Consider the following 22,993-nt stretch of genomic DNA (forward strand, 5'->3'; position numbering starts at 1 on the left):
TTCGCGGCTAGGTGGTTGAAGTCGGCGAGGCCTGTTCGCGGCTAGGTGGTTGAAGTCGGCGAGGCCTGTTCGCGGCAAGGCGGTCGAGTCGTCGGCGCGGTGCCGTGGCGTGAGCGGTGTCCTGGCCGACGTACGGATTCATGGAAGCGAACCTGCGGACGTCGCCCGGTGTTCAACTCCCGTTCAGGCGTGGGCGAAACGGTGACGCCGACCCGAGGTCCCCCACCCTCCACGGCACACCCCTCGCCACACAGGAGACACCATGTCGCTCACCCGCAGGGACTTCGCCAGGAACTCCGCGATCACCGGTGCCGGTGTCGCGCTGGCCGGCAGCGTCGGCGCCCTCGCCACCGCGCCGCAGGCCCTCGCGTCCACCGACACCGGGAGCGAGGCGGACGCTCACGGCGGAGTCGGCTACGGACCCCTGATCGCCGACCCCGACGGCATCCTCGCGCTGCCCGCCGGGTTCAAGTACCGCGTCATCACCTACAGCGGAAAGACCACGCTGGAGTCGGGTGAGATCACCCCGTCCAACCACGACGGCACCGCCACCTTCGACGGCCCCCGCGGCACCACCCTCCTCGTCAACAACCACGAGCTGAAGGGCCCGCGCGCCAACTGGAAGTACCCCGTCCCGCTCACCGAGGGCCTGGTCTACGACCCCGCCGCGGCCGGCGGCTGCACCGTCGTCGAGGTCCGCCCCGACGGACACGTCGCCGAATGGGTCGGCATCGCCGGCACCTCCACCAACTGCGCGGGCGGCCGCACCCCTTGGGGCACCTGGCTCACCTGTGAGGAGAACGAGGACAAGGCCGGGTCCAACGGCATGACCAAGGACCACGGCTACGTCTTCGAGGTCGACCCGTCCGACCGGCGCGCCAACCGCGCCCCCAAGCCCCTGAAGTTCTTCGGCCGCTACGCCCACGAGGCCGTCGTCATCGACCCCAAGCGCGGTCACGCCTACCTCACCGAGGACGCGGCCTCGCCGAACGGCCTCCTCTTCCGCTGGACCCCGCCCAAGGGCTTCGAGCACGGCCGCGGCAAGCTCCGCGCCCTCGCCGACGACGCCGGTGCCTTCGAGGCCTTCAAGTGCTTCGACTCCGGCGGCCAGTTCGTCGACGACCTCTCCCGCGCCACGAAGATCGGCACGGTCTACGGCGTCGACTGGGTGACGGTCCCCGACCGCGACGCCAAGACGGTGGCGGTGCGCAAGCAGTTCACCGACGGCCAGGTCACCCGCGCCCGCAAGCTGGAGGGCATGTGGTGGGGCGACGGCGGCGCCTACATCGTCTCCTCCTACGCCCGCGCGGAGAGCCCCGTCCAGCACGACGGCCAGGTCTGGTTCTACGACCCCAAGCGGCGCACCCTGACCCTGAAGGTCCTCCTCGGCGTCAACCCCGACCCCTCCGTCGACGGCGCCTTCGACGGCCCCGACAACATCACCGTCTCCCCGTACGGCGGCCTCGTCATCGCCGAGGACGGCGAGGGCGTCCAGCACCTCTTCGGCGCGACCGACAGCGGCAATACCTACCCCATCGCCCGCAACGAACTGAACATCGGCACCGAAGACGCCCCCGAATACAGCGAGTTCACCGGCGTCACCTTCTCCTGCGACGGCAGGACCCTCTTCGCCAACATCCAGACGCCGGGCATCATGCTCGCCATCACCGGCCCCTGGAAGCGGCAGAAGCGCGCCTGATAATTCGTTCGACCGCCCCGCGGCCCTCCTCCTAAAGTGATGAACGTCCAGGTGCGAAGGCAGGGCCTACTTCCACTCACCTGAACTCTGGACACCACAACTTCATGCACCTCCCGGTGCGCAGGACGCGGCTACTTCTTCTCCAAAAAGAATCCCACGCCGCAGCCGACTTGATCTCGGGAGGCGCAGCTCATGGTGGGTGCCCGGTGCGCAGGCAACGGTTACTTCATTGGATCAGAAGCGGCGGGTTCGAATCCCGTCATCGACTCAGGGTCGATGTAGCTCAGCGGATAGAGCATCTGACTTAGTTCCGTGGCCGACTCTCGATCTCGGGCACCCTCCTTTTGCTGTGCCTCCCTCCGAAACCTCAGTGAATTCGGGGGAATTCAGCATGTCGCGATTCAACAAGCGAGCCGCCAAGGCACAGCCCACCTCGCGGGTCACGTCCACCGGCCGCATTCTCCGTACCTTCCAGGGCGGCCGAGGCCGTGAGCGGGACGCGCGCTCCGAGCTCTTCCTGCTCGCCATCGCCAACTTCGTCTCGCAGGACACCTTCTACGAGAGCGGCGCCGACCGTGACGACCGGTTCGCGAAGCTGGTGCGGGAGCTCGCCGTCACCGACCCGGAGTGGACGGCCGGGCTGCTCGGCTGGCTGCGCGGTGAGGGCAACCTCCGTACCGCCTCCGTCGTCGGCGCCGCCGAGTACGTGAAGGCGCGCCTCGACGCGGGCGCCACCGGCGGCCCCTCGAACCGGCAGGTCGTCGACTCCGTGCTCCGGCGTCCGGACGAGCCCGGCGAGCTGCTCGCGTACTGGACGGCGACGTACGGCCGCAATGTGCCCAAGCCCGTCAAGCGCGGCGTCGCCGACGCCGTACGCCGGCTCTACAGCGGGAAGTCCCTGCTGAAGTACGACACCGCGGCCAAGGGGTACCGCTTCGGCGACATCCTCAACCTAGTGCACGCGGCTCCCGACCCGGACAAGGCGTGGCAGGGCGAGCTGTTCCAGTACGCCCTCGACCGCCGGCACCACCCGGACACGGCCGTGCCGCCCGCGTCGAACCGGACGCTGGTCGCACACCGCGAGCTGATGGCGCTGCCCGTCGAGGAGCGGCGCGCGGTCGTCACCTCCGAGGGCGGCGCCGAGCGGCTCGCCGCGGCCGGGATGACCTGGGAGGCGCTGGCCGGGTGGCTGCAAGGCCCGATGGACAGGGCGGCCTGGGAGGCGGTCATTCCGTCCATGGGCGCGATGGCGCTTGTGCGCAACCTCCGCAACTTCGACCAGGCCGGTGTCTCCGACGAGGTCGCGGCCCGGGTCGCGGCGCGGATCAGTGACCCGGCGGAGGTCGCGCGGTCGCGGCAGTTCCCCTTCCGCTACCTCGCCGCGTACCAGCACGCGCCGTCGCTGCGCTGGGCGTACCCGCTGGAGCAGGCGCTCGGCCACTCGCTGGCCAACGTGCCCGCGCTGCCCGGCCGGACCCTTGTCCTGGTCGACCGCTCGGGTTCGATGTGGGGTCCGCTGTCCGGCCGTTCGCAGCTCAACCGGGCCGACGCGGCGGCGGTCTTCGGCACGGCGCTCGCGCTGCGCGCCGAGCGGGCGGACCTGGTGCAGTTCGGGACCACCAGCGCCGAGGTCCCGTTCCGCACGGGTGAGTCGGTGCTGAAGATCCTGGAGCGCTTCGGCAACCTGGGCGGCACCGACACCACGGGCGCGGTGCGCCGGCACTACCGCAAGCACGACCGGGTGCTGATCGTCACCGATGAGCAGTACGCGTACAGCCACTACGGCGACCCGACCGAGCAGGTCCCCGCCGACGTGCCGGTCTACACCTGGAACCTCGCCGGGTACCGGGCGGGCCACGGCCCCTCCGGCAAGGCGAACCGGCACACCTTCGGGGGTCTGTCGGACGCGGCGTTCCGGATGGTGCCGCTGCTGGAGAGCGCCCGGGACGCCGACTGGCCGTGGGCCGCGGCCTGACCGGCCCGGTCCCGGTCCCGGTCCCGGTCCGCCGGGTGTGGCCCGCACTTCACGGGGGTGCGGGCCACACCCTTGCCACACCCTTGTGGGGTCCCTTGACTGACATCTAACATTTCAGTTGTGGAGGCCATTCGACCCGTAGCCCGCACCCTGCTCAGGGACCGCGCCTACGCATCCATCAGGGACGCCATCGTGTCCGGGGAGCTGGAGCCCGGCGCGGTCGTGCGGGACGCCGATCTCGCCGAACGGCTCGGGCTGTCCCGGGCGCCGGTGCGCGAGGCGTTCTCGCGGCTCGTCGACGAGGGGCTCCTGGAGAGCAAGCCGCAGAGCTACACACGGGTGACCCCGGTCTTGGCCGCCGACGTACGGGACGCCGCCGCCGTCGTCGGCGCCCTGCACGAGCTGGTCACCCGGGTCGCCGTGCCCCGGCTGTTCGCCGCGGACATCGAGGCGATGCGCGCGGCCAACGAACGGTTCGCCGCTGCCGTCCACGCCGGTGACGTGGACTCCGCGCTCCGGGCCGACGACGCACTCCACGACGTCCTCGTCCGCGTCAGCGGCAACCGCGCGGCGGCCGCCACCGTCGCCCGCTACACGCCCCTCATCCGCAGACTGGAGCGCCGTCGCTTCGGCGAGGGCGGCAACTGCCGCTCCGCCGGGCTGCACGAGCGGCTCATCGAGGCCTGCGCGGCCGGCGACGTGACCGGCGCGGTCGAGGTCACCGCGGAGATCTGGCGGGGCCTGGCCGACCTCGCCGACGACGTTCCCTGAGCACCCGGAGGCACCTCATGTCCCTTTCCTCGTACGAGCGGTACCCGCTGCTCTTCGGCCCCTCGCCCGTCCACCCCCTGGAGCGGCTCACCGCCCGGCTCGGTGGCGCGTCCCTGTGGGCCAAGCGGGAGGACTGCAACTCCGGCATCGCCTACGGCGGCAACAAGACCCGCAAGCTGGAGTACCTGGTCGCCGACGCCCTCGCCCAGGGCTGCGACACCCTCGTCTCCATCGGGGGAGTCCAGTCCAACCACACCCGTCAGGTCGCGGCCGTCGCCGCCCGTGCCGGGCTGAAGTGCGTGCTCGTGCAGGAGAGTTGGGTGGACTGGCCCGACGCCGTGTACGACAAGGTCGGCAACATCCTGATCAGCCGGCTCGCCGGAGCCGATGTCCGGCTGGTGCGGGCCGGGTTCGGGATCGGGTTCAAGGAGAGCTGGGAGCAGGCGCTGCGGGAGGTGGAGGAGTCGGGCGGGAAGCCGTACGCCATCCCCGCCGGTGCCTCCGACCATCCGCTCGGCGGACTCGGCTTCGCCGGCTGGGCGGACGAAGTCGCCGAGCAGGAACGGGAGTTGGGGGTCTTCTTCGACACCGTGGTGGTGTGCTCGGTGACCGGGTCCACGCAGGCGGGCATGGTCGCCGGGTTCGCGGCGCTGGAGGAGGCGGGGGGTCGGTCGCGGCGGGTGCTGGGTGTGGACGCGTCGGCGAAGCCCGCCGCCACCCGCGAGCAGATCGCCCGGATCGCGCAGCGTACGGGACAACTCATCGGCGTCAAGCGGGAGTTGACCGTGGCCGACGTCGAGCTGGACGAGCGGTATCACGCCGGTGTCTACGGCATCCCCGACGAGACCACCCTCGCGGCGATGCGGCTCGCCGCCCGCACCGAGGGGATGGTCACCGATCCCGTGTACGAGGGGAAGTCGATGGCCGGGATGATCGATCTCGTCGAGCGCGGGGAGATCGGGCGGGAGGCGACGGTGCTGTACGCGCACCTGGGCGGGCAGCCGGCGTTGAACGCGTACAGCGCGCTGTTCGCGTAGGCCTCAGCGGTACGGCTGCCCGCGGCCGGGCGGGCTAGAGGGCTTGCGCCGCCGGCTTCACCATTCCCCTCACCGTGCGGGACTTCACGAAGTCGCCGAGGGCCGTCATCTCCCACTCGCCGGAGAACTGCTTGATCAGCTTGGCCATCATCACGCCGGTCTGCGCTTCGGCGTTGGTGAGGTCGAAGCGGACCAGTTCCTCGCCGGTGGCGGCGTCGAGGAGGCGGCAGTAGGCCTTGGCGACCTCGGTGAACTTCTGGCCGGAGAAGGAGTTCACCGTGAAGACCAGGCCGGTGACGTCCTGCGGGAGGCGGCCGAGGTCGACGACGATGACCTCGTCGTCGCCACCGCCCTCGCCTGTGAGGTTGTCGCCGGAGTGCTTGATCGCGCCGCCCACGATGGAGAGCTTGCCGAAGTAGCAGCTGTCGATGTGGTTGCGCTGCGGGCCGTAGGCGATGACCGAGGCGTCCAGGTCGATGTCCTTGCCGCGGAACGCCGGCTCCCAGCCGAGGCCCATCTTGACCTGGGAGAGCAGCGGGCGGCCGCCCTTGACCAGGGACACGGTCTGGTTCTTCTGGAGACTGACGCGGCCCTTGTCCAGGTTGATCTTCCCGGTGCCCGGCGCGTGCGCGGGCGGCGGGGGAGTCGGCGTGGTCATCGGCGGGGCCGGCGGCGTGACCGGGGTCTGGAGGGTGGGCTGCGGCGGGGCGACCGGAGGTGCGACCGGCTGGGGCGGCGCCACCGGGGCCGGGGCGGGCTCCTCGACCGTCACGCCGAAGTCGGTGGCGATGCCGGCCAGGCCGTTGGCGTAGCCCTGGCCGACCGCGCGGGCCTTCCACGCGCCGTTGCGCAGATAGATCTCCACGACCACCAGGGCCGTCTCGCTGCCGAGCTGCGGCGGCGTGAACGTGGCCAGGACGGAGTTGTCGTCGGCGCCGCGGATCGTCGCCGTCGGTTCGACGCCCTGGAAGGTCTGGCCGGCGGCGTCCGGACTGGCCGTGACGACGATCTTCTCGATGCCCGGCGGGAGGGCGGCGGTGTCCACGACGATCGCGTCGGGGGCCGCGCCGCCGCCGGAGCGGTAGGTCACGCCGGGGCCGTTGGGCTGGTTGTAGAAGATGAAGTCGTCGTCGGAGCGCACCTTGCCGTCGGCGGTGAGCAGCAGGCCCGAAACGTCGAGCCGCACCGGGGCGGCGACGTCCACCGTCACGCGCGCGGTGGAGAGAGGGATGTTCGAGCCGGGGGTCATAGCTGTCATGACCGGTGAACGATCCAGCCCGCTTTACCGTTCCCTTACCCGCGACCGTTCGGATCAGGGTGGGTGGCCGGGGCCGGTTCAGCGGCGGTTGCGGGGGTGGTTCCGGGCCGTGCGTTCGTTGCCGCGCTTGTAGTTCCCGGTCCAGCGGGCCATGACGAGCTGAGGGTCGGAGGCGGCCTCCACCTCGGCGAGGAACTGGGCGGCCCGGGGTCCGTGGAGGGTGGTCGCGGGACGGTGGTGGTGGGTGATGCGGACGGTGTGGCTGGCGTGGGCTTCGTAGCGGAAGCCGTGTGGGCTGGGCATGGCGGGATGGTAGGGGGCGCGGTGGGGGTGAGCGCCAAGGGTTTTCGCCCCGCCGCCTCCGCTGCCCCCGCCGCCTCCCGCTCCCCCTCCCCCTCCGCCTCCGCCTCTGCCGAGGAACCTCTACGGCACCACCACGATCTTCCTGCCCACCCCCGCCGCGAACTGCTCCAAGGCCTGCGGGTACCGCTCCAGCGGGATGCGGTCGCTGATGAAGAGGTCGGGGTCCAGGACGCCGTTCGCGAACAGTTCTGCCGCGCGCTCGAAGCTGTGCAGGACCGCCATGGAGCCGGTGATGGTGATCTCCTGGTTGTAGATGCGGTACGGGTCGATCGTGACCTTCGTGGCGTAGTCCGCGACTCCGAACTGGAGGAACGTGCCGGCCTTCGCCACCCGGTCCAGGCCGTCCTGGATGGCCGCCGCGTTGCCGGTGGCGTCGATCACCAGGTCCCAGCCCTGGGGGCGGTCCAGCTCGTCCGGGTTCGCGGCGGAGGCCGAGACACCGAGCCGGCGCGCGGTCTCCAGCCGGGCCGGGTTGACGTCGACCATGTCCACGCTCGCCGCGCCCGTGCGCTTGGCCAGCTCCAGCATCATCAGGCCCATCGTGCCGGAGCCGTAGATCAGGACATGGGCGCCGAGGCGGGACCGGAGGACGTCGTAGCCGCGTACCGCGCACGACAGGGGCTCCACCAGGGCCGCGTCCTGGGTGCGGACATGGTCGGGGAGGCGTACGCAGTTCGCGACCGGGGCCACGGCGTACTGCGCGGCCCCTCCGGCCGTGGTCACGCCGATCGCCGCCCAGCGTTCGCAGAGGTTGTTGTGGCCGGTACGGCAGTAGCGGCACTCGTGGCAGTAGAGGGAGGGGTCGACCGCCACCCGGTCGCCGACGGACAGCTCCGTGACCTGGGTGCCGACCCCGACCACCGCGCCCGCGAACTCGTGGCCCGGCACGATCGGCAGCTTCGGGGCGAACTCGCCCTGGAGGATGTGGAGGTCCGTGCCGCACAGCCCGCAGGCCGCGACCTCCACCACCACGTCCCGGGGACCCGGCGTCGGGTCCGGGACCTCGGCTACGACGGCCCTGCCCACGGACTCGATGACGGCGGCCTTCATTTCACTGCTCCCAACGACAGGCCCTGGACCAGCTTGTCCTGGGCGGCGAACCCCGCGGCGAGCACCGGCAGGGAGATGACGAGCGACGCGGCGCACACCTTCGCCAGGAACAGGCCCTGGCTGGTGATGAAGCCGGTCAGGAAGACGGGGGCGGTCTCGGCGACCACGCCCGTCAGGACCCGGGCGAACAGAAGTTCGTTCCAGCTGAAGATGAAGCAGATCAACGACGTCGCCGCTATGCCGGGGAGGGCGATCGGGGCCACCACGCGCGCGAGGATCGTCGGGAGGCGGGCGCCGTCCACCCTCGCCGCCTCGATGATCGCGACCGGGACCTCGGCCAGGAACGACTGCATCATCCACACCGCGATCGGCAGGTTCATCGACGTGTAGAGGATGACCAGCAGCCAGATGTTGTCCAGCATGTCGGTGTTCTTGGCGAAGAGGTAGATCGGGAGCAGTCCCGCCACCACCGGGAGCATCTTCGTCGACAGGAAGAAGAACAGGACGTCCGTCCACTTCCGGACCCGGTTGACGGAGAGGGCGTAGGCCGCCGGGAGCGCCAGCAGGAGGACGAACAGCGTCGATGTCACCGACGCCACCGTCGAGTTGATCAGCGCCGGCCAGGGGCTGGCGCCACCGCCCGTGCCGAAGAACTCGCGGTAGCCGTCCAGGGTGAGGGCGGCGCCGAAGGAGGGGGGATTGGTGGCCGCGTCCTGCTCCGAGTGGAAGGACGTCAGGGCCATCCAGGCGATGGGGAGGAAGAACGCGATCCCCAACAGCCAGGCCAGCAGCCCCAGTCCGGCTTCCTTGCGGCGTACGCGGTGCACGGTCATGCTGCTCATGCCCGGCCCACCTCCTCGCGGAACAGAGACGAGACGACCCGCAGGGCGAAGGTCGCGATGATGATCGAGCCGATGACGACCAGGACGCCCGCGGCCGAGGCGAGGCCGTTCTCATGGGCCTGGTAGAAGCTCTGGTAGACGGTGTAGGGGAGGTTCGCCGTGCCCAGGCCGCCGGACGTGATCGTGAAGACCGCGTCGAAGTTCTGGACGATGTAGATCGAGCCCAGCAGGGCGCCCAGTTCGAGGTAGCGGCGCAGGTGCGGGAGCGTGAGGTGGCGGAAGATCTGCCAGTCGCTCGCCCCGTCCACCCTTGCCGCTTCGAGCTGTTGGGGGTCACGGCTCTGTAGGCCCGCCAGCAGGATCAGCATCATGAACGGGGTCCACTGCCAGACCAGGGACGCCTCCACCGCGAGGAGCGGGGTGTTGGAGATCCAGTCCGGCTGAGGCCCGCCGACGTAGTGCAACAGGCCGTTCAGCAGACCGTATTCGGGGTTGTAGAGGACGTGCTTCCACAGCAGCGCCGCCGCAACCGGGACCACCAGGAACGGGGCGATGAGCAGGGTGCGGACCACTCCCCGGCCCCGGAACCTCCGGTCGAGGAGCAGCGCGAGCACCAGGCCGAGGATCAGGCTGGCCAGGACCACGGCCACCGTCAGCAGGACCGTCGTCCACACCGAGTGGCGCAGGTCCGCGTCGGTGAGGACCTCTTGGTAGTTGTCGACGCCGGTGAAGTGGCGCGCCTTCGGATAGAGCGCGTTCCAGTCGAAGAACGAGATCACCAGCGTGGCCACGAAGGGCAGTTGGGTGACCGCGATCATGAAGATGAGGGCGGGGAGGAGAGGGGCTCGGGTGGCCCAGGCGCGCAGACGGGCCGACGGCTGCCGCGCGGTCTGTACGGACGGGGTGGCCAGGGGGGCCGTGGTGGTCGCGGTCATCGTCCCTCGTACTCCTCGGAGATCTTCTCGGCGAGCCGCTGGGACTTGCTCAGCGCCGACTCGACGGACTGGCGTCCGGCGATGGCCGCGCTGATCTCCTGGGAGACCTTGGTGCCGAGATCGGTGAACTCGGGGATGCCGACGAACTGGATGCCGGGCGCGGGGCGCGGCTGCACCCCCGGGTCGGTGGGCCGGGCGCCCTCGATGGCCTCCTTGGTCATCTCCTGGAAGGCGGCGGCCTCTTGGCGGTACGCGGCGTTGGTGTACGTCGAGGCGCGCTTGCCGGCCGGGACGTTGGACCAGCCGATCTCGTCGCCGACGAGTTCCTCGTACTGCTTGCCGGAGGCCCAGGAGACGAACTTCCAGGCCTTGTCGGGGTTGCGGGAGGCGTCCTGGATGCCCCACGCCCAGGTGTAGAGCCAGCCGGAGGACTTGGTCTCCTCCACGGGGGCGGGGGCGTAGCCCACCTTGCCCTTGACCGGGGAGCCCTTCGCCTCCAGGGAACCGGCGGCGCTCGTGGCGTCGTACCACATGGCGACCTTGCCCTGGGTCATGTTGTTGAGGCACTCGGCGAAGCCGGACTGGGCCGCGCCGGACTCGCCGTGGTCACGGACCAGGTCGACATAGAACTTCGCCGCCTTCTGCCACTCGGGGGAGTCGAGCCGGGCCTTCCAGTCCTTGTCGAACCAGGTGCCGCCGAAGGTGTTCACCACGGTCGTCAAAGGCGCCATCACCTCGCCCCAACCGGGCAGTCCGCGCAGGCAGATGCCCTTCATGCCGGGCTCGGCGCCGTCCGCCTTCGCGGCCAGGTCGGCGACCTGGGTCCAGGTGGGGTGCGCGGGCATGGTCAGGCCCTTCGCGGCGAACACGTCCTTGCGGTACATCAGGAAGGACGACTCGCCGTAGAAGGGCTGGCCGTAGAGCTTGCCGTCGTCGCCGGTCAGGGACTCGCGCATCGGCTTGAGGACGTCGCGTTCGTCGTACGCCGGGTCCTTGGCGACGTAGGAGTCCATCTCGTGCAGCCAGCCGTTGCGGGCGTAGATCGGTATCTCGTAGTTGGACAGGGTCGCCACGTCGTACTGGCCGGCCTGGTTGGCGAAGTCCTGGCTGATCTTGTCGCGGACGTCGTTCTCCGGCAGCACCGTGAAGTTGACCTTGATGCCGGTCTCTTCGGTGAAACGGGGGGCGAGCTTTTGAAGTTCGGTCATCTGGGGGTTGTTGACCATCAGGACGTTGATGGAGTCGCCGCCGGAACCGGACCCGCCCGCCCCGGCCCAACAGCCGGAGAGCAGCGGGGCGAGCAGCGTCCCTGCGGCGGCCAGGGCGAGCGTGGCTCGCGGTGGCCGTCGTCGGCTCGGGGTGCGCATGGATCGCTCCTGAACATATGGGGAGATAAGGGGTGCGGTGGGGCATGAGTGTGCCCCGGGAGGAGGGGGTGCTTCTCGGGGGCGCCTCTCAGACGCGGATGACTTGTGGCCCGAGCAGGGAGTAGCGGTGGGCCTCCGCCGACGGCAGCAGTGTGCTGGTGACGATCGCCTCCAGTGCGCCGACCTCGGCGAACCGGCAGAAGCTGACCGCCCCGAACTTGGTGTGGACGCCCGCGAACACCGTGCGGCGGGCGGCCCGGATGGCCTGCGCCTTGACCTCGCTGACGGCCGGGTCGGGGGTGGTGAGGCCGTGTTCGCGGGAGATGCCGTTGGCGCCGATGTAGGCGAGGTCGACGACGAAGCCGGCGAGCATCTTCGTCGTCCAGTGGTCCACGGTGGCGAGGGTGCCGGGGCGGACCCGGCCGCCGAGGAGCAGGACGGAGGTGTGCTCCGCCTCGGCGAGCACGCCGGCCACGGGGAGGGACGCGGTGACCACGGTCAGCGGGCGGTCCCTGGGCAGGGCCTCGGCGATGAGCTGCGGGGTGAAGCCCTCGTCGACGAAGACGGTCTCGGCGTCGCCGAGCAGCTCGGCCGCGGCGGTGGCGATCCGGCGCTTCTCGGGGACGTGACTGGTGGCGCGGAAGGCGAGCGTCGTCTCGAAGCCGGCGCTCTCGACGGGGTAGGCGCCGCCGTGGGTGCGGCGGACGAGGCCGTGGTCCTCCAGGGCGCGGAGGTCTCGGCGGACGGTTTCCTTCGCCACGCCGAGTTGCGTGGCGAGGGTGTTGACGTCCACGGCGCCGGTCCTGCGGGCGGCGTGGACGATTTCCCGCTGGCGTTCTTCCGCGGTGCCGGTCATGAGGTCACCCGCTTTCCTGGTGCGCTGCCCGTTCGGGCCGTATGCAGGAAGTTCTACAGCGGGTGTGGGGTGGTGGCCAGGTCTGTCACGCAGGGGATGCTGACCGGATCTGCCCGTTCGGGCACGGTGCGCCCATGAGCTCGGAGAGGGTTGTCGCGGGGCGGCTGCGGGTCTGTTGTGGCTGGTCGCGCAGTTCCCCGCGCCCCTGGAGTGGCGCCGGCGCGCCACATCAGAGGGCACCACGCCTGCCCGTATCAGCTACGGACAGGTCCGTTCTCCGTCCGTCAGTACGGCCAGATCGGCGGGTCGCTCACGAAGTGGCCGCCCAGGTAGGCGTGGGCGATGTTGTCCGGGTCCAGGTCGCCCTGTTCGGCGATCAGCTTCTCGGCGTAGGGCTCGGAGTCGTCCTGGGGGGCGTAGCCGAGGGAGCGGGCGGTCGTCAGGTCCCACCACAGGCGGGTGTTGGCGGAGGAGCCGTAGACGACGGTGTGCTTGACGTCCTCGGCGGTCAGCGCCGCGTGCAGGAGGCGGGCGCCGTCGCCGGGGCTCATCCAGACCGAGAGCATGCGGACGCTGGTGGGCTCGGCGAAGCAGGAGCCGATGCGGACCGAGACCGTCTCCAGGCCGTACTTGTCCCAGTAGAACTGGGCGAGGTCCTCGCCGAAGGACTTGGACAGGCCGTAGAAGGTGTCCGGGCGGTGCGGGGTGTCGATCGGGATGAGCGGGGCGTTGCCCTCGGGGCGCGGGGTGAAGCCCACCGCGTGGTTGGAGGAGGCGAAGACGATCCGCGGGACGCCCTCCTCGCGGGCGGCCTCGTAGAGGTTGTACGTCCCCTCGATGTTCGCCTTCAGGATCTTGTCGAAGGACGCTTCCAGGGAGATGCCCGCGAGGTGGATGATCGCGTCGACGCCCCGCACGGCCTCGCGCACGGCTTCTCTGTCGGCGAGGTCCGCGACGATCGCGTCCGGCTCGCCCTCGATCGGCAGCAGATCGAGCAGGCGCAGTTCGTAGCCGTAGGAGGGGAGCAGTTCCCGCATCAGGGTGCCGAGGCCGCCGGCGGCGCCTGTGAGCAGAACGGTGCGCGGCGCTGGCATGCTCGGTTCTCCTTGGAGTAGACCCATATTCACATTCGTGGACAAGCTAAGGATCAGTGCCTCGCCTCGTCAAGGGTGGTGCGCCTCATGTTCATAAACGTAAACTTCGATCAGAATCCCGCACGCTGCTGTTTCTCGTTGCCCCGCCGCCGTTTCTCGTTCTAGGGAGTGCCCGTGACGCCTGCCGACCTCGCCGCTCGACTCGGCATCCCCAGCGGGCCGCTGTTCTTCCCCGTCACCCCCTACGGCCCCGACGGCTCCGTCGACCTCGACACCTACCGCGCGCATGTGCGCCAGGGCGTCGAGGCGGGGGCCGCCGCCGTGTTCGCCTGCTGCGGCACCGGGGAGTTCCACGCGCTCACGCCCGAGGAGTTCGAGGCGGGGATCCGGGCCGCCGTGGAGGCCACCGCGGGGCGGGTGCCGGTCGTCGCGGGCGCCGGGTACGGCACCGCGCTCGCCGTGCGGTACGCCAGGCTCGCGGAGGCGGCCGGCGCGGACGGGCTGCTCGCCCTGCCGCCGTACCTGGTGCTCGCCGGGCAGGAGGGGCTGCTGCGGCACTACCGGGAGATCGCGGCGGCCACCGCCCTGCCCGTCATCGTCTATCAGCGCGACAACGCCGTGTTCACCCCGGAGACCGTGGTCGAACTGGCCCGCACACAGGGGATCGTCGGGCTCAAGGACGGGCTCGGCGACCTCGACCTGATGCAGCGGATCGTGAGCGCCGTGCGCGGTGAGGTCCCGGGTGACTTCCTCTACTTCAACGGTCTGCCGACCGCCGAGCAGACCCAGCTCGCCTACCGTGCCGTCGGGGTGCCCCTGTACTCCTCCGCCGTGTTCTGCTTCGCGCCGGAGATCGCCCTCGCCTTCCACCGGGCGCTGGAGACCGGGGACCGGCCGACGGTGGACCGGCTGCTCGACGGCTTCTACCGCCCCTTCGTCGAACTGCGCGCCCAGGGCCGCGGTTACGCCGTCGCCCTGGTCAAGGCGGGCGTCCGGCTGCGCGGCCTCGACGTGGGGGAGGTCAGGCCGCCACTGCACGAGCCGACCGAGGACCATGTGAAGCAGCTCGCGCAGATCATCGAACGCGGCTACGCGCTGCTGAGGGAGGAGAACAAGTGAAGGCGTCGACATTCGTCTACCCCTGGGACGTCAACGGAGATCCGCAGGCCCCCGCGACCATCGCGGCCACCGGCGTCCAGCAGGTGACCCTCGCCTCCGCCTACCACTCCACACGCGCGCTGACCCCCCGCCATCCGCGCCACCGCATCGTCACCGCCGAGCACGCGGCCGTCCTCTACCCCACCGACGACCGCTGGCAGGGACGGGAGTTGCGCCCCTACCCGGCCGGCGACTGGGCGCCCGGCGACGCGTTCGGCGAGGCCGCCGCCGCGCTCGCCGACGCGGGCCTTGAGGTGCACACCTGGGTGGTCCTCGCGCACAACTCCCGCCTGGGCGCCGAACATCCGGACACCTCCGTCGTCAACGCCTACGGCGACCGCTACCCGTGGGCCCCGTGCATCGCCCAGCCCGCCACGCGCGCGTACCTCGTCGACCTCGCCGCCGAGGCGGCGGTACGGCCGGGCGCGCGCGGCACCGAACTGGAGTCCCTCGGCTGGTACGGCCTCCAGCATCTGCACGCCCACGACAAGACCGGCGGCGTCGGCCTCGGCGACGCGGGCCTGTACCTGATGGCGCTCTGCTTCTGCCCCACCTGCCGGGAGGGCTACGGCGCCCAGGGCCTCGACGCCGACGAGCTGGCGGCCGCCGTGCGCACCGCGCTGGTCCCGGCGTGGCAGGGGGCGCCCTCCGACGGGGGCTGGACCGGCGTCGAGAAGCTCCTCGGCGCGTCGATGGCGGCGGCCACGCGCGCGTGGCGGGACGACACCGCCCGCACCCTCCAGGAGGCGGCGGTGACGGCGGTGCGCGGTGCCGCCCCCGAGGGCTTCCAGATCCTGCTGCACGCCGACCCCGTCTCGTACCACGTCGGCGCCAACGCCGGCGTGGACCCGGCGCACATCCTGTCCGTCGCCGACGGCGTGGTCGTGCCCTGCGCGGGCGGGCCGGGCCTGCTGACGCCGTTCGCCGAAGCGTCCGGAGGGTCCGATGGGTCTGCTGGGCCTGGAGGGTCCGGTGGGTCCGTCATCGCGGCCAACTTCACCGTCGTCTCCGGCATGGGCGGCAGCCCCGGAACCCTCGCCTCGGACGCGGCACGCGCGCGTGAGCTGGGGGCGACGGAACTGCGGCTGTATCACGCCGGGTTGGCGTCGGACGCCGACCTGGAGGCGGTGCGGTCGGCCCTCGCCGGGCTGTGAAGCAGCGGCAGGGCGGTGGCCAGCCACACCGCGCCCAGGATCGGCAACAGGAGTCGTAGGCCGACCAGTTCGACCAGTGCCGCGCCCGCGGCGAGACCGAGGACGTTCGGCGCGAACACAAGGGTGTTGGCCGTGGCGACGGTACGGCCGAGCAGCGCGTCCGGTGTCTCCCGCTGCACGGCCGTGAGCACGGTGATCAGCACACACGGCAGGCCCAGGCCTGCCGCCGCGCTGCACACCAGCGCGAGCCAGTCGGCCGGGACCGCCCGCAGGCCCGCCGCGACGGCCGTCAGGGCGATGCCGTACGCCGCGAACCGGCGCTCGCCGAGGTGCCGCAGCGCGGGGCCGGAGAGCAGGCCGACCGTCAGGGAACCGGCGCCCTGGACGGCGTACAGGACACCGGTGTACGCGGGGGAGTGGCCCAGGCCGTCCACGACGGCGTAGATCATCGCGCCGCTGAGGCCGGCGAAGAGCATGGTGGTGCCACCGGCCAGGACGAGGGGGCGAAGCCGGGGGTGCCGCCAGAGGTGGCGGGCGCCTTCGGCGGTCTGTGCGCGCCAGGCGAGGGCGGGTGGTTCGGGACGGGGCTCGTGGACGCGTAGGCGGGTGTACAGGCCTACGGCGGCCAGGAAGGTGGCGGCGTCCAGGGCGGCGACGGCGGGGCCGCCGTACGCCGCGTACAGGCCCGCCCCCGCCAGCGGGGCGAGCAGCTTCATGCCCTCCGTCGCCGACATGCGCAGGCCGTTGAAGTCGCCGAGCAGGGTGCGGTCGACGGCCGCGGTGACGAGAGCGGACTCGGCGGCGTCGTGGACGACGCCGGTCGCGCCGTATACGAAGAGCACCGCGAAGAGGAGCCACACGCTGCCCGGCGAGTCCACGGTGACGAGGGTGAGCAGGAGGGCGGCCAGCAGCAGGTTCGCCCCGATCAGCAGGGGTTTGCGGCGGGTGCGGTCGGCGAGCGTGCCGAGCGCGGGGCCGGCCAGGGTGGGGGCCCACATCGCGAGCATGCACAGCGCGGCGAGGCCGTCCGAGCCGGTGAGGTCCTTGACCCAGACGCCGGATGCCAGCCACAGCGCCGAGGTGCCGAAGCCGGAGACGATGACCGCGGTGAGGTAGAGGCGGGCGTTGTGGTCGTGGAGCAGGGGGCGGGGGAGCGGGGGTGTCGGGGGCGGCGGGGGTGTCATGTCTGTCGATCGTGGCGCTAAGGAGGGGGTGGAGGGATGGGGAAAGTGCCCTAGAAAAACGGGATCGGCGGGCGGCGATGAGTTTTGGGGGTGGGGGCGGTCCACCCTTGAGACGACGTTCTGAGGAGAAGCGAATGACCGACGCACCCCTGGATCTCGGACCGCAGACCCGTGTCGTGGCACGGCTCGCGGAGGCCGTGACCGACGAGCAGCTGGCGGACGGGACGCCGTGCCCCGAGTACGCGGTACGCAATGTCCTGGGCCATCTGCTCCATCTGTCCGCCGCGTTCCGGGACGCCGCGCGCAAGGATCTCGGCGCCACGACCGACACTCCGCCGACCGCCTCGCTCCCGGACATCGGCCCCGGCTGGCGTGAGGAACTGCCGAAGGTGCTGGCCGAACTCGCCGACGCGTGGGGCGACCCGGCCGCCTGGACCGGCATGACCCGGGCCGGGGGTGTCGACCTGCCGGGCGATGTCGGGGGTGCCGTCGCGGTCGATGAGCTGGTGATCCATGGTTGGGACCTGGCTGTCGCGACCGGTCAGCGGTACGAGCCCGACCCCGCCGCGCTTCAGGCGACGTACGACTTTCTCCTGGCCGCCGCCGAGGATCCCAGTCGGGGTGGGGGCATCTTCGGTCCGGTGGTGCCGGTTCCGGACGAGGCGACGCTGCTGGAGCGGACGGTGGGGCTGAGCGGGCGGGAGCCTGGGTGGAGGGGGCGGCGCTGAGCTCTCGCGTTCATTCATAGAGGGTTCCCGTGTTGACGCGCCGACCGCTGCGGGCGGACACCCCCCGACACGTCCCCTCATGTTCGAACGCGGGTGCGGGTCGTGCCGGTCAGGGGCGCGGGGAACTGCGCGACCAGCCACGACGTTGCCGCGGTCGCTCGACGTGCCTCGGCGGCAGTGCCTTGGCGCGCTGAATGAGGGGCGGCCAGATGTGTCGCCGCCTACCCTTCCCGCATGTCTCTCCGTCTCACCGTCCTCGGTACCGCCTCGCCCCACCCCGGGCCCGACACCCCCTGCTCCGGATATCTGGTGCGGGGCGGCGGGGCCGAGGTGTGGGTGGATGCCGGGTTCGGGAGCTTCGCTGAGTTGCGGCGGCACACTGATCCGGCGCGGTTGAACGCCATCTGGATCTCCCATCTGCACGCCGATCTGACGGCCGCCTTCTACGGGTTCGCGTACGGCGGGCTCACCCTGCCCGCGCCGATTCCGGTGTACGCGCCGCGCGACTGTGCCTCGCGTCTCGCCGGGTTCTTCGGGCGGCCCGACGCAGGGTTCCTGAGCGGGGTCTTCGAGTTCCGGGCGCTGCATCACGGGCACACCGTCCAGCACCGCGACCTGACCCTGACCGCCTCCGCGGTCGAGCACGACGTCGAGGCCTACGGCCTGCGTGCGGAGGCAGGCGGCCGGGTTCTGGCCTACTCCGGGGACACCGGGCCCTGCGACGCGCTCCTGCATCTCGCGAGCGGCGCCGACCTGTTCCTCTGCGAGGCCGACGTGGACGAACATTGCAAAGGCGAAATCGATCCAGTGCACCTGACGCCCGGGGAGGCCGGCACCGGCGCTCGAATGGCCGGCGGCGTAGGGAAGCTGATGATCACCCACGTCGGCCCCACCCTGACCGTCGAGGACGCCGCGACCCGCGCGGCCTCGGCCTTCGGCGGGCCGACGATCGCTGCCCGGGTCGGGGAGAGCTACGCCGTCTGACCTCGGCAACCTCAACTTCCTCTGTCAGAAGCATTGACGAAACTCTTACCCCCTCCTACCTTCAACGCGTCGTACTTCGTACGTCATATATGAGACGCGATACGCGAGATCAGATACGCGAGACCAGGTGCCCGACATCTGGCACGTGACTTCCGAGAGGCGCGCATGACCTCTGTGCCCACGCCGATCCCGTCCCGCACGCAGTTCGTGCTGGACGCGATCAAACACCGCATCCTCACCGGGCAGTTGACGCCCGGCCAGGCGTTGGTCGAGACCGACCTCGCCGCACAGTTCGGGGTCTCCAAGACCCCGGTGCGTGAGGCGCTGAAGACCCTCGCCGGCACCGGGCTCGTCGTGATGAGCCAGTACAAGGGCGTCACGGTGCGCATGGTGGACGCGGACATGGCGCGCGAGGTCTACGACGTCCGGCTGCTCCTCGAACCCGAGGCGCTGAAGCGGGCGGTCAAGCGGGGGGCCTCCCTCGCCGAGGCCCAGGACGCGCTGACCCGCGCCGACCAGGCCACCGACACCGCCGAACGTTCGCTGGCCAACCGGGAGTTCCACCGCGCCCTGTATCTGCCGTGCGGCAACCCGCTGCTGGGCCGGATGCTCGACGAGGTCCGCGACCAGGCCGCCCTCGTCTCCGCCGTCGCCTGGGCGGCCTCGCCCTCCTGGGAGCGGGAGGCCGGTGAGCACCGCGAGATCCTGCGGCTCGCCCTCGACGGTGACGCCGACGGCGCCGGCCGCGCCCTCCACGCGCACATCGCGTCGTTCGTGCAACGGGCCTTCCCGGACGCCGAGTCCGAGGCCCAGGGAGAGGACGGTCAGGTATGACAACGACGTTCGAGACCCAGCGGGCCGCCCTGGCCGACGTGGTCGCGATCCCGGTGACACCCTTCGCCGAGGACGGCTCCGTCGACCAGGACGCCCACCGGGCCCTGCTGCGTCGTCTGCTCGACGGGGGGATCAGGACACTCACCCCCAACGGGAACACCGGCGAGTTCTACGCCCTGACCCCCGAGGAGCGGCAGCTCGTCACCGAGATGACCATCGACGAGGCCGGTGAGCGGGCCGTGATCCTCGTCGGTGTCGGACATGATGTGCCGACCGCCGTCGCCTCCGCGCGCCACGCCCGTGAGCTGGGGGCGGCGATGGTGATGGTGCACCAGCCCGTCCATCCGTATGTGTCCCAGGGCGGCTGGGTGGACTATCACCGGGCCATCGCCGAGGCCGTGCCCGAGCTGGGTGTCGTGCCCTACATCCGCAACGCCCAGCTCAGCGGGTTGCGGCTGGCCGAGCTCGCCGATGCCTGCCCGAACGTCATCGGCGTGAAGTACGCCGTCCCGGACGCGTCGAGGTTCGCCGCCTTCGCCCGGGACGCGGGGCTCGACCGCTTCGTGTGGGTCGCGGGCCTCGCCGAGCCCTACGCCCCCTCCTATTTCTCGGCGGGCGCCACCGGCTTCACCTCGGGGCTGGTGAACGTCGCCCCGGCCGTTTCGCTGAACATGATCGAAGCGCTTCGATCCGGTGACTACCCGGCCGCGATGAAGGTCTGGGAGCAGATCCGCCGCTTCGAGGAGCTTCGCGCGGCCAACGGTTCCGCCAACAACGTCACCGTCGTCAAGGAGGCTCTCGCCTCTCTGGGGTTGTGCCGCCGTGACGTCCGCCCGCCGAGCAAGCTGTTGCCGGAGGACGAGCGGGACGAGGTCGCCGCCATAGCCGCCGGGTGGTCCATATGAGCGACACAGGGATGCCGGGCAGGGCGCGACTGAGCCCGGAGGAACTCCGCAGTCATCAGTGGTACGGCACCGAGGGGCAGTTGCGCACCTGGTCGCACAACGCCCGGATGCGGCAGCTCGGTTACGAGGCGGAGGAGTACCGGGGCCGCCCGGTGATCGCCGTCCTCAACACCTGGTCCGACATCAACCCCTGCCACGTCCATCTCCGCGAGCGCGCCGAGGCGGTCAAGCGGGGGGTGTGGCAGGCCGGGGGCTTCCCGCTCGAATTCCCGGTCTCCACCCTCTCGGAGACCTACCAGAAGCCGACCCCGATGCTCTACCGCAACCTGCTCGCGATGGAGACCGAGGAGCTGCTGCGGTCGTATCCGATCGACTCGGCCGTGCTGCTGGGCGGTTGCGACAAGTCGACGCCGGCGCTGCTCATGGGTGCTACGTCGGCTGACGTGCCCTCGGTCTTCGTGCCGGCGGGGCCGATGCTTCCCGGGCACTGGCGCGGGGAGACCCTCGGCTCCGGCACCGACATGTGGAAGTACTGGGACGAGCACCGCGCCGGCAATCTGACCGACTGCGAACTCCGGGAACTGCAAGGCGGATTGGCGCGCTCTCCCGGTCACTGCATGACCATGGGTACGGCGTCCACGATGACCGCGGCCGCCGAGGCCCTCGGCATGACGCTGCCCGGTGCCTCCTCGATCCCGGCCGTCGACTCCGGGCACGAGCGGATGGCCGCCGCCTCCGGACGCCGGGCCGTGGAGCTGGCCTGGACCGCGCTCAGGCCGTCCGAGATCCTCAGCCGCGAGGCCTTCGAGGACGCCGTCACCACGGTGCTCGGGCTGGGCGGCTCCACCAACGCGGTGATCCACATCATCGCCATGGCGGGCCGGGCCGGGATCAAGCTCACCCTCGACGACTTCGACCGCATCGCCCGTACCGTCCCGGTACTGGCGAACGTGCGGCCCGGCGGACAGACGTACCTCATGGAGGACTTCTACTTCGCCGGCGGTCTGCCCGCGTTCCTGTCGCGGATCACCGACCTGCTCCATCTGGACCGGCCGACCGTCAACGGCACGCTGGGGGAGCAACTGGAGGGTGCGGTCGTCCACAACGACGACGTCATCCGGAGCCGGGAGAACCCGGTCGCGAGCGAGGGCGGGGTCGCCGTCCTGCGCGGCAACCTCTGCCCGGACGGCGCGGTCATCAAGCACATCTCCGCCGAGCGACACCTGCTCAAGCACACCGGTCCCGCGGTCGTCTTCGACGACTACAAGACCATGCAGCGCACCATCAACGACCCGTCGTTGAACATCACCGCCGAGAGTGTGCTGGTGCTGCGCAACGCGGGACCCAAGGGCGGGCCCGGCATGCCCGAGTACGGCATGCTGCCCATCCCCGACCATCTGCTCAAGCAGGGCGTGCGGGACATGGTCCGGATCTCCGACGCCCGGATGAGCGGCACGAGTTACGGCGCCTGCGCACTGCACGTGGCGCCCGAGGCGTACGTCGGCGGACCGCTGGCCCTCGTGCGCAGCGGCGACCTGATCACTCTGGACGTCGAGGCGCGCTCCCTCCATCTCCATGTGGAGGACGAGGAGTTGGCGCGCCGCCGGGCCGACTGGACGCCACCGCCCGTGCGTGACGAGCGCGGTTACGGCGCCCTCTACAACGACCAGATCACGCAGGCCGACACCGGCTGCGACTTCGAGTTCCTCGCCCGGAAGGGCACCGTGCAGGACCCCTACGCGAGCTGATCGCGAGCACCACGGCCCTTTTCCGCGGGCTTCGCACAACCCTGCACCAGGAGAAAGCGCTTCCCGCACCACGTACTGAACTGATCGGAGAACAGTCATGGCCCAAGCCGCAGCCGTGGCGAAACCGCCCGCGCCACCCCGGCGGCGCCGTGCCTCCGCCACCCCGCGCAGGCTTCCCTACCTGCTGATCGCGCCGGCGGCCCTGCTCATGCTGGGCTTCATCGCCTACCCCGTCATCAGCGTCTTCTACTACAGCCTGCGCAACTACAACCCGACCAAGCCATGGCGCAACGGCTACGCGGGCTTCGACAACTTCACGAAGATCTTCACCGACGACCCGGCCTTCTGGGACACGCTGACCTTCAGCGCCAAGTGGGTCTTCGTCGAGGTCGGCCTCCAGCTTCTGTTCGGCCTCGCGCTGGCGCTCATCGTCAACCAGACCTTCGTGGGCCGGGCCGTGGGACGCGCCATGGTCTTCTCCCCGTGGGCCGTCTCCGGTGTGCTGACCTCCGCGATCTGGGTGCTGCTCTACAACTCCCAGACAGGTATCACCCGTTACCTCGCGGACATGGGCATCGGCTCCTACGGCACCAGCTGGCTGTCGGACACCTCCACGGTGTTCCCGGCGGCGATCGTCGCCGACCTGTGGCGCGGAGTCCCCTTCTTCGCGATCCTCATCCTCGCCGACCTCCAGTCCGTCTCGAAGGACCTGTACGAGGCCGCCGAGGTCGACGGGGCCAGCCGGGTCAAGCAGTTCTGGCACATCACGCTGCCGCACTTGAAGGACGCGATCGTGCTGTCCACGCTGCTGCGCGCGGTCTGGGAGTTCAACAACGTCGACCTGCTCTACACCCTCACCGGCGGCGGACCCGCCGGCGAGACGACGACCCTCCCGCTCTACATCGCCAACACCAGCGTCGACGCCCACAACTTCGGTTACGCGTCGGCCCTGACCACGGTGGCGTTCGTGATTCTTCTCTTCTGCTCGATGGTCTATCTGCGCCTGAGCAAGTTCGGAGGCGAGGACAAGTGAGCATCAAGGAAGCCACCC

The 22,993-nt window shown here is 70.7% G+C and carries 21 protein-coding genes; 12 read left to right on the forward strand and 9 right to left on the reverse strand.

All coding sequences use genetic code 11. The annotated features are described in order from the left end of the window. The first annotated feature begins 262 nt into the window (after positions 1-262). From OG866_RS33440 to OG866_RS33455, 4 genes are all read left to right on the forward strand, one after another. On the forward strand, positions 263-1,699 hold the full coding sequence (locus OG866_RS33440) for an alkaline phosphatase PhoX (RefSeq protein WP_329340545.1): 1,437 nt from the start codon (positions 263-265) through the stop codon (positions 1,697-1,699). A gap of 391 nt (positions 1,700-2,090) precedes the next feature. Further along, a complete protein-coding gene (locus tag OG866_RS33445) occupies positions 2,091-3,674 on the forward strand; it encodes a TROVE domain-containing protein (RefSeq protein ID WP_329340546.1) in 1,584 nt (527 codons plus the stop codon). A gap of 120 nt (positions 3,675-3,794) precedes the next feature. After that, a complete protein-coding gene (locus tag OG866_RS33450; protein WP_329340548.1) occupies positions 3,795-4,445 on the forward strand; it encodes a GntR family transcriptional regulator in 651 nt (216 codons plus the stop codon). A 17-nt stretch (positions 4,446-4,462) separates the two neighbouring features. Beyond that, positions 4,463-5,482, forward strand: a complete 1,020-nt coding sequence (locus tag OG866_RS33455) for a 1-aminocyclopropane-1-carboxylate deaminase (RefSeq protein WP_329340549.1) — start codon at positions 4,463-4,465, stop codon at positions 5,480-5,482. Positions 5,483-5,516: 34 nt separating this feature from the next. On the opposite strand, the gene OG866_RS33460 is transcribed toward OG866_RS33455, so the two are convergent. The 8 genes from OG866_RS33460 to OG866_RS33495 form a co-directional block, all read right to left on the reverse strand. Beyond that, positions 5,517-6,731: a TerD family protein gene (locus tag OG866_RS33460; protein ID WP_329344411.1), complete on the reverse strand. Its 1,215-nt coding sequence runs from the start codon at positions 6,729-6,731 to the stop codon at positions 5,517-5,519. Between the two features lie 87 nt (positions 6,732-6,818). Beyond that, complete coding sequence (locus OG866_RS33465) at positions 6,819-7,043, reverse strand: hypothetical protein (RefSeq protein ID WP_329340551.1); 225 nt, start codon at positions 7,041-7,043, stop codon at positions 6,819-6,821. Between the two features lie 120 nt (positions 7,044-7,163). Further along, positions 7,164-8,153, reverse strand: coding sequence for a zinc-dependent alcohol dehydrogenase family protein (locus tag OG866_RS33470; protein ID WP_329340552.1), 990 nt, complete (start codon positions 8,151-8,153; stop codon positions 7,164-7,166). Beyond that, positions 8,150-8,995 (reverse strand): carbohydrate ABC transporter permease, encoded by an 846-nt coding sequence (locus OG866_RS33475; protein ID WP_329340554.1) that lies wholly within the window; start codon positions 8,993-8,995, stop codon positions 8,150-8,152. The genes OG866_RS33470 and OG866_RS33475 overlap by 4 nt, the downstream gene beginning before the upstream one ends. Next, a complete protein-coding gene (locus OG866_RS33480; RefSeq protein WP_329340556.1) occupies positions 8,992-9,930 on the reverse strand; it encodes a carbohydrate ABC transporter permease in 939 nt (312 codons plus the stop codon). The genes OG866_RS33475 and OG866_RS33480 overlap by 4 nt, the downstream gene beginning before the upstream one ends. Next, the gene (locus OG866_RS33485) at positions 9,927-11,297 is read right to left on the reverse strand and encodes an ABC transporter substrate-binding protein (RefSeq protein ID WP_329340558.1); all 1,371 of its coding nucleotides are present in this window, start codon (positions 11,295-11,297) and stop codon (positions 9,927-9,929) included. Before OG866_RS33485 ends, OG866_RS33480 begins: the two co-directional genes overlap by 4 nt. 88 nt (positions 11,298-11,385) lie before the next feature. Further along, complete coding sequence (locus OG866_RS33490) at positions 11,386-12,153, reverse strand: DeoR/GlpR family DNA-binding transcription regulator (protein WP_329340560.1); 768 nt, start codon at positions 12,151-12,153, stop codon at positions 11,386-11,388. A gap of 284 nt (positions 12,154-12,437) precedes the next feature. Continuing rightward, positions 12,438-13,247, reverse strand: a complete 810-nt coding sequence (locus tag OG866_RS33495) for an NAD-dependent epimerase/dehydratase family protein (RefSeq protein ID WP_329340561.1) — start codon at positions 13,245-13,247, stop codon at positions 12,438-12,440. A 174-nt stretch (positions 13,248-13,421) separates the two neighbouring features. Here OG866_RS33495 and OG866_RS33500 point away from each other — a divergent pair, with 174 nt between their 5' ends. Next, positions 13,422-14,366, forward strand: coding sequence for a 5-dehydro-4-deoxyglucarate dehydratase (locus OG866_RS33500; protein WP_329340563.1), 945 nt, complete (start codon positions 13,422-13,424; stop codon positions 14,364-14,366). Then, positions 14,363-15,559: a hypothetical protein gene (locus OG866_RS33505; RefSeq protein WP_329340565.1), complete on the forward strand. Its 1,197-nt coding sequence runs from the start codon at positions 14,363-14,365 to the stop codon at positions 15,557-15,559. Before OG866_RS33500 ends, OG866_RS33505 begins: the two co-directional genes overlap by 4 nt. Here the strand turns inward: OG866_RS33505 and OG866_RS33510 are convergent. Further along, complete coding sequence (locus OG866_RS33510) at positions 15,496-16,743, reverse strand: MFS transporter (RefSeq protein WP_329340566.1); 1,248 nt, start codon at positions 16,741-16,743, stop codon at positions 15,496-15,498. The genes OG866_RS33505 and OG866_RS33510 overlap by 64 nt on opposite strands. Before the next feature lie 134 nt (positions 16,744-16,877). Between OG866_RS33510 and OG866_RS33515 the strand changes: the two genes are divergently transcribed. The 6 genes from OG866_RS33515 to OG866_RS33540 all read left to right on the forward strand — a co-directional run bounded on the left by OG866_RS33515 (position 16,878) and on the right by OG866_RS33540 (position 22,975). After that, positions 16,878-17,471 carry a TIGR03086 family metal-binding protein gene (locus OG866_RS33515; RefSeq protein ID WP_329340568.1) on the forward strand — a complete coding sequence of 198 codons (594 nt, stop codon included), beginning with the start codon at positions 16,878-16,880 and terminating at the stop codon, positions 17,469-17,471. A gap of 234 nt (positions 17,472-17,705) precedes the next feature. Continuing rightward, on the forward strand, positions 17,706-18,455 hold the full coding sequence (locus tag OG866_RS33520) for an MBL fold metallo-hydrolase (protein WP_329340570.1): 750 nt from the start codon (positions 17,706-17,708) through the stop codon (positions 18,453-18,455). A 165-nt stretch (positions 18,456-18,620) separates the two neighbouring features. After that, positions 18,621-19,289, forward strand: a complete 669-nt coding sequence (locus OG866_RS33525) for a GntR family transcriptional regulator (RefSeq protein WP_329340571.1) — start codon at positions 18,621-18,623, stop codon at positions 19,287-19,289. Further along, on the forward strand, positions 19,286-20,194 hold the full coding sequence (locus tag OG866_RS33530; RefSeq protein ID WP_329340573.1) for a dihydrodipicolinate synthase family protein: 909 nt from the start codon (positions 19,286-19,288) through the stop codon (positions 20,192-20,194). The genes OG866_RS33525 and OG866_RS33530 overlap by 4 nt, the downstream gene beginning before the upstream one ends. Further along, positions 20,191-21,942, forward strand: a complete 1,752-nt coding sequence (gene araD, locus OG866_RS33535) for an L-arabinonate dehydratase (protein WP_443063593.1) — start codon at positions 20,191-20,193, stop codon at positions 21,940-21,942. The genes OG866_RS33530 and araD overlap by 4 nt, the downstream gene beginning before the upstream one ends. A 97-nt stretch (positions 21,943-22,039) precedes the next feature. After that, on the forward strand, positions 22,040-22,975 hold the full coding sequence (locus OG866_RS33540) for a carbohydrate ABC transporter permease (protein WP_329340575.1): 936 nt from the start codon (positions 22,040-22,042) through the stop codon (positions 22,973-22,975). Positions 22,976-22,993: the final 18 nt, after the last annotated feature.

Source organism: Streptomyces sp. NBC_00663 (assembly GCF_036226885.1).
In the GTDB taxonomy this organism is placed as follows: Bacteria; Actinomycetota; Actinomycetes; order Streptomycetales; family Streptomycetaceae; genus Streptomyces.

Coding starts and splice junctions, on each gene's coding strand:
- OG866_RS33470 (WP_329340552.1), bottom strand. CDS start 8,153: ATGAAGGCCGCCGTCATCGAGTCCGTGGGCAGGGCCGTCGTAGCCGAG.
- OG866_RS33515 (WP_329340568.1), top strand. CDS start 16,878: ATGACCGACGCACCCCTGGATCTCGGACCGCAGACCCGTGTCGTGGCA.
- araD (WP_443063593.1), top strand. CDS start 20,191: ATGAGCGACACAGGGATGCCGGGCAGGGCGCGACTGAGCCCGGAGGAA.
- OG866_RS33495 (WP_329340561.1), bottom strand. CDS start 13,247: ATGCCAGCGCCGCGCACCGTTCTGCTCACAGGCGCCGCCGGCGGCCTC.
- OG866_RS33480 (WP_329340556.1), bottom strand. CDS start 9,930: ATGACCGCGACCACCACGGCCCCCCTGGCCACCCCGTCCGTACAGACC.
- OG866_RS33465 (WP_329340551.1), bottom strand. CDS start 7,043: ATGCCCAGCCCACACGGCTTCCGCTACGAAGCCCACGCCAGCCACACC.
- OG866_RS33460 (WP_329344411.1), bottom strand. CDS start 6,731: ATGACCCCCGGCTCGAACATCCCTCTCTCCACCGCGCGCGTGACGGTG.
- OG866_RS33490 (WP_329340560.1), bottom strand. CDS start 12,153: ATGACCGGCACCGCGGAAGAACGCCAGCGGGAAATCGTCCACGCCGCC.
- OG866_RS33445 (WP_329340546.1), top strand. CDS start 2,091: ATGTCGCGATTCAACAAGCGAGCCGCCAAGGCACAGCCCACCTCGCGG.
- OG866_RS33540 (WP_329340575.1), top strand. CDS start 22,040: ATGGCCCAAGCCGCAGCCGTGGCGAAACCGCCCGCGCCACCCCGGCGG.
- OG866_RS33455 (WP_329340549.1), top strand. CDS start 4,463: ATGTCCCTTTCCTCGTACGAGCGGTACCCGCTGCTCTTCGGCCCCTCG.
- OG866_RS33440 (WP_329340545.1), top strand. CDS start 263: ATGTCGCTCACCCGCAGGGACTTCGCCAGGAACTCCGCGATCACCGGT.
- OG866_RS33530 (WP_329340573.1), top strand. CDS start 19,286: ATGACAACGACGTTCGAGACCCAGCGGGCCGCCCTGGCCGACGTGGTC.
- OG866_RS33525 (WP_329340571.1), top strand. CDS start 18,621: ATGACCTCTGTGCCCACGCCGATCCCGTCCCGCACGCAGTTCGTGCTG.
- OG866_RS33485 (WP_329340558.1), bottom strand. CDS start 11,297: ATGCGCACCCCGAGCCGACGACGGCCACCGCGAGCCACGCTCGCCCTG.
- OG866_RS33475 (WP_329340554.1), bottom strand. CDS start 8,995: ATGAGCAGCATGACCGTGCACCGCGTACGCCGCAAGGAAGCCGGACTG.
- OG866_RS33510 (WP_329340566.1), bottom strand. CDS start 16,743: ATGACACCCCCGCCGCCCCCGACACCCCCGCTCCCCCGCCCCCTGCTC.
- OG866_RS33520 (WP_329340570.1), top strand. CDS start 17,706: ATGTCTCTCCGTCTCACCGTCCTCGGTACCGCCTCGCCCCACCCCGGG.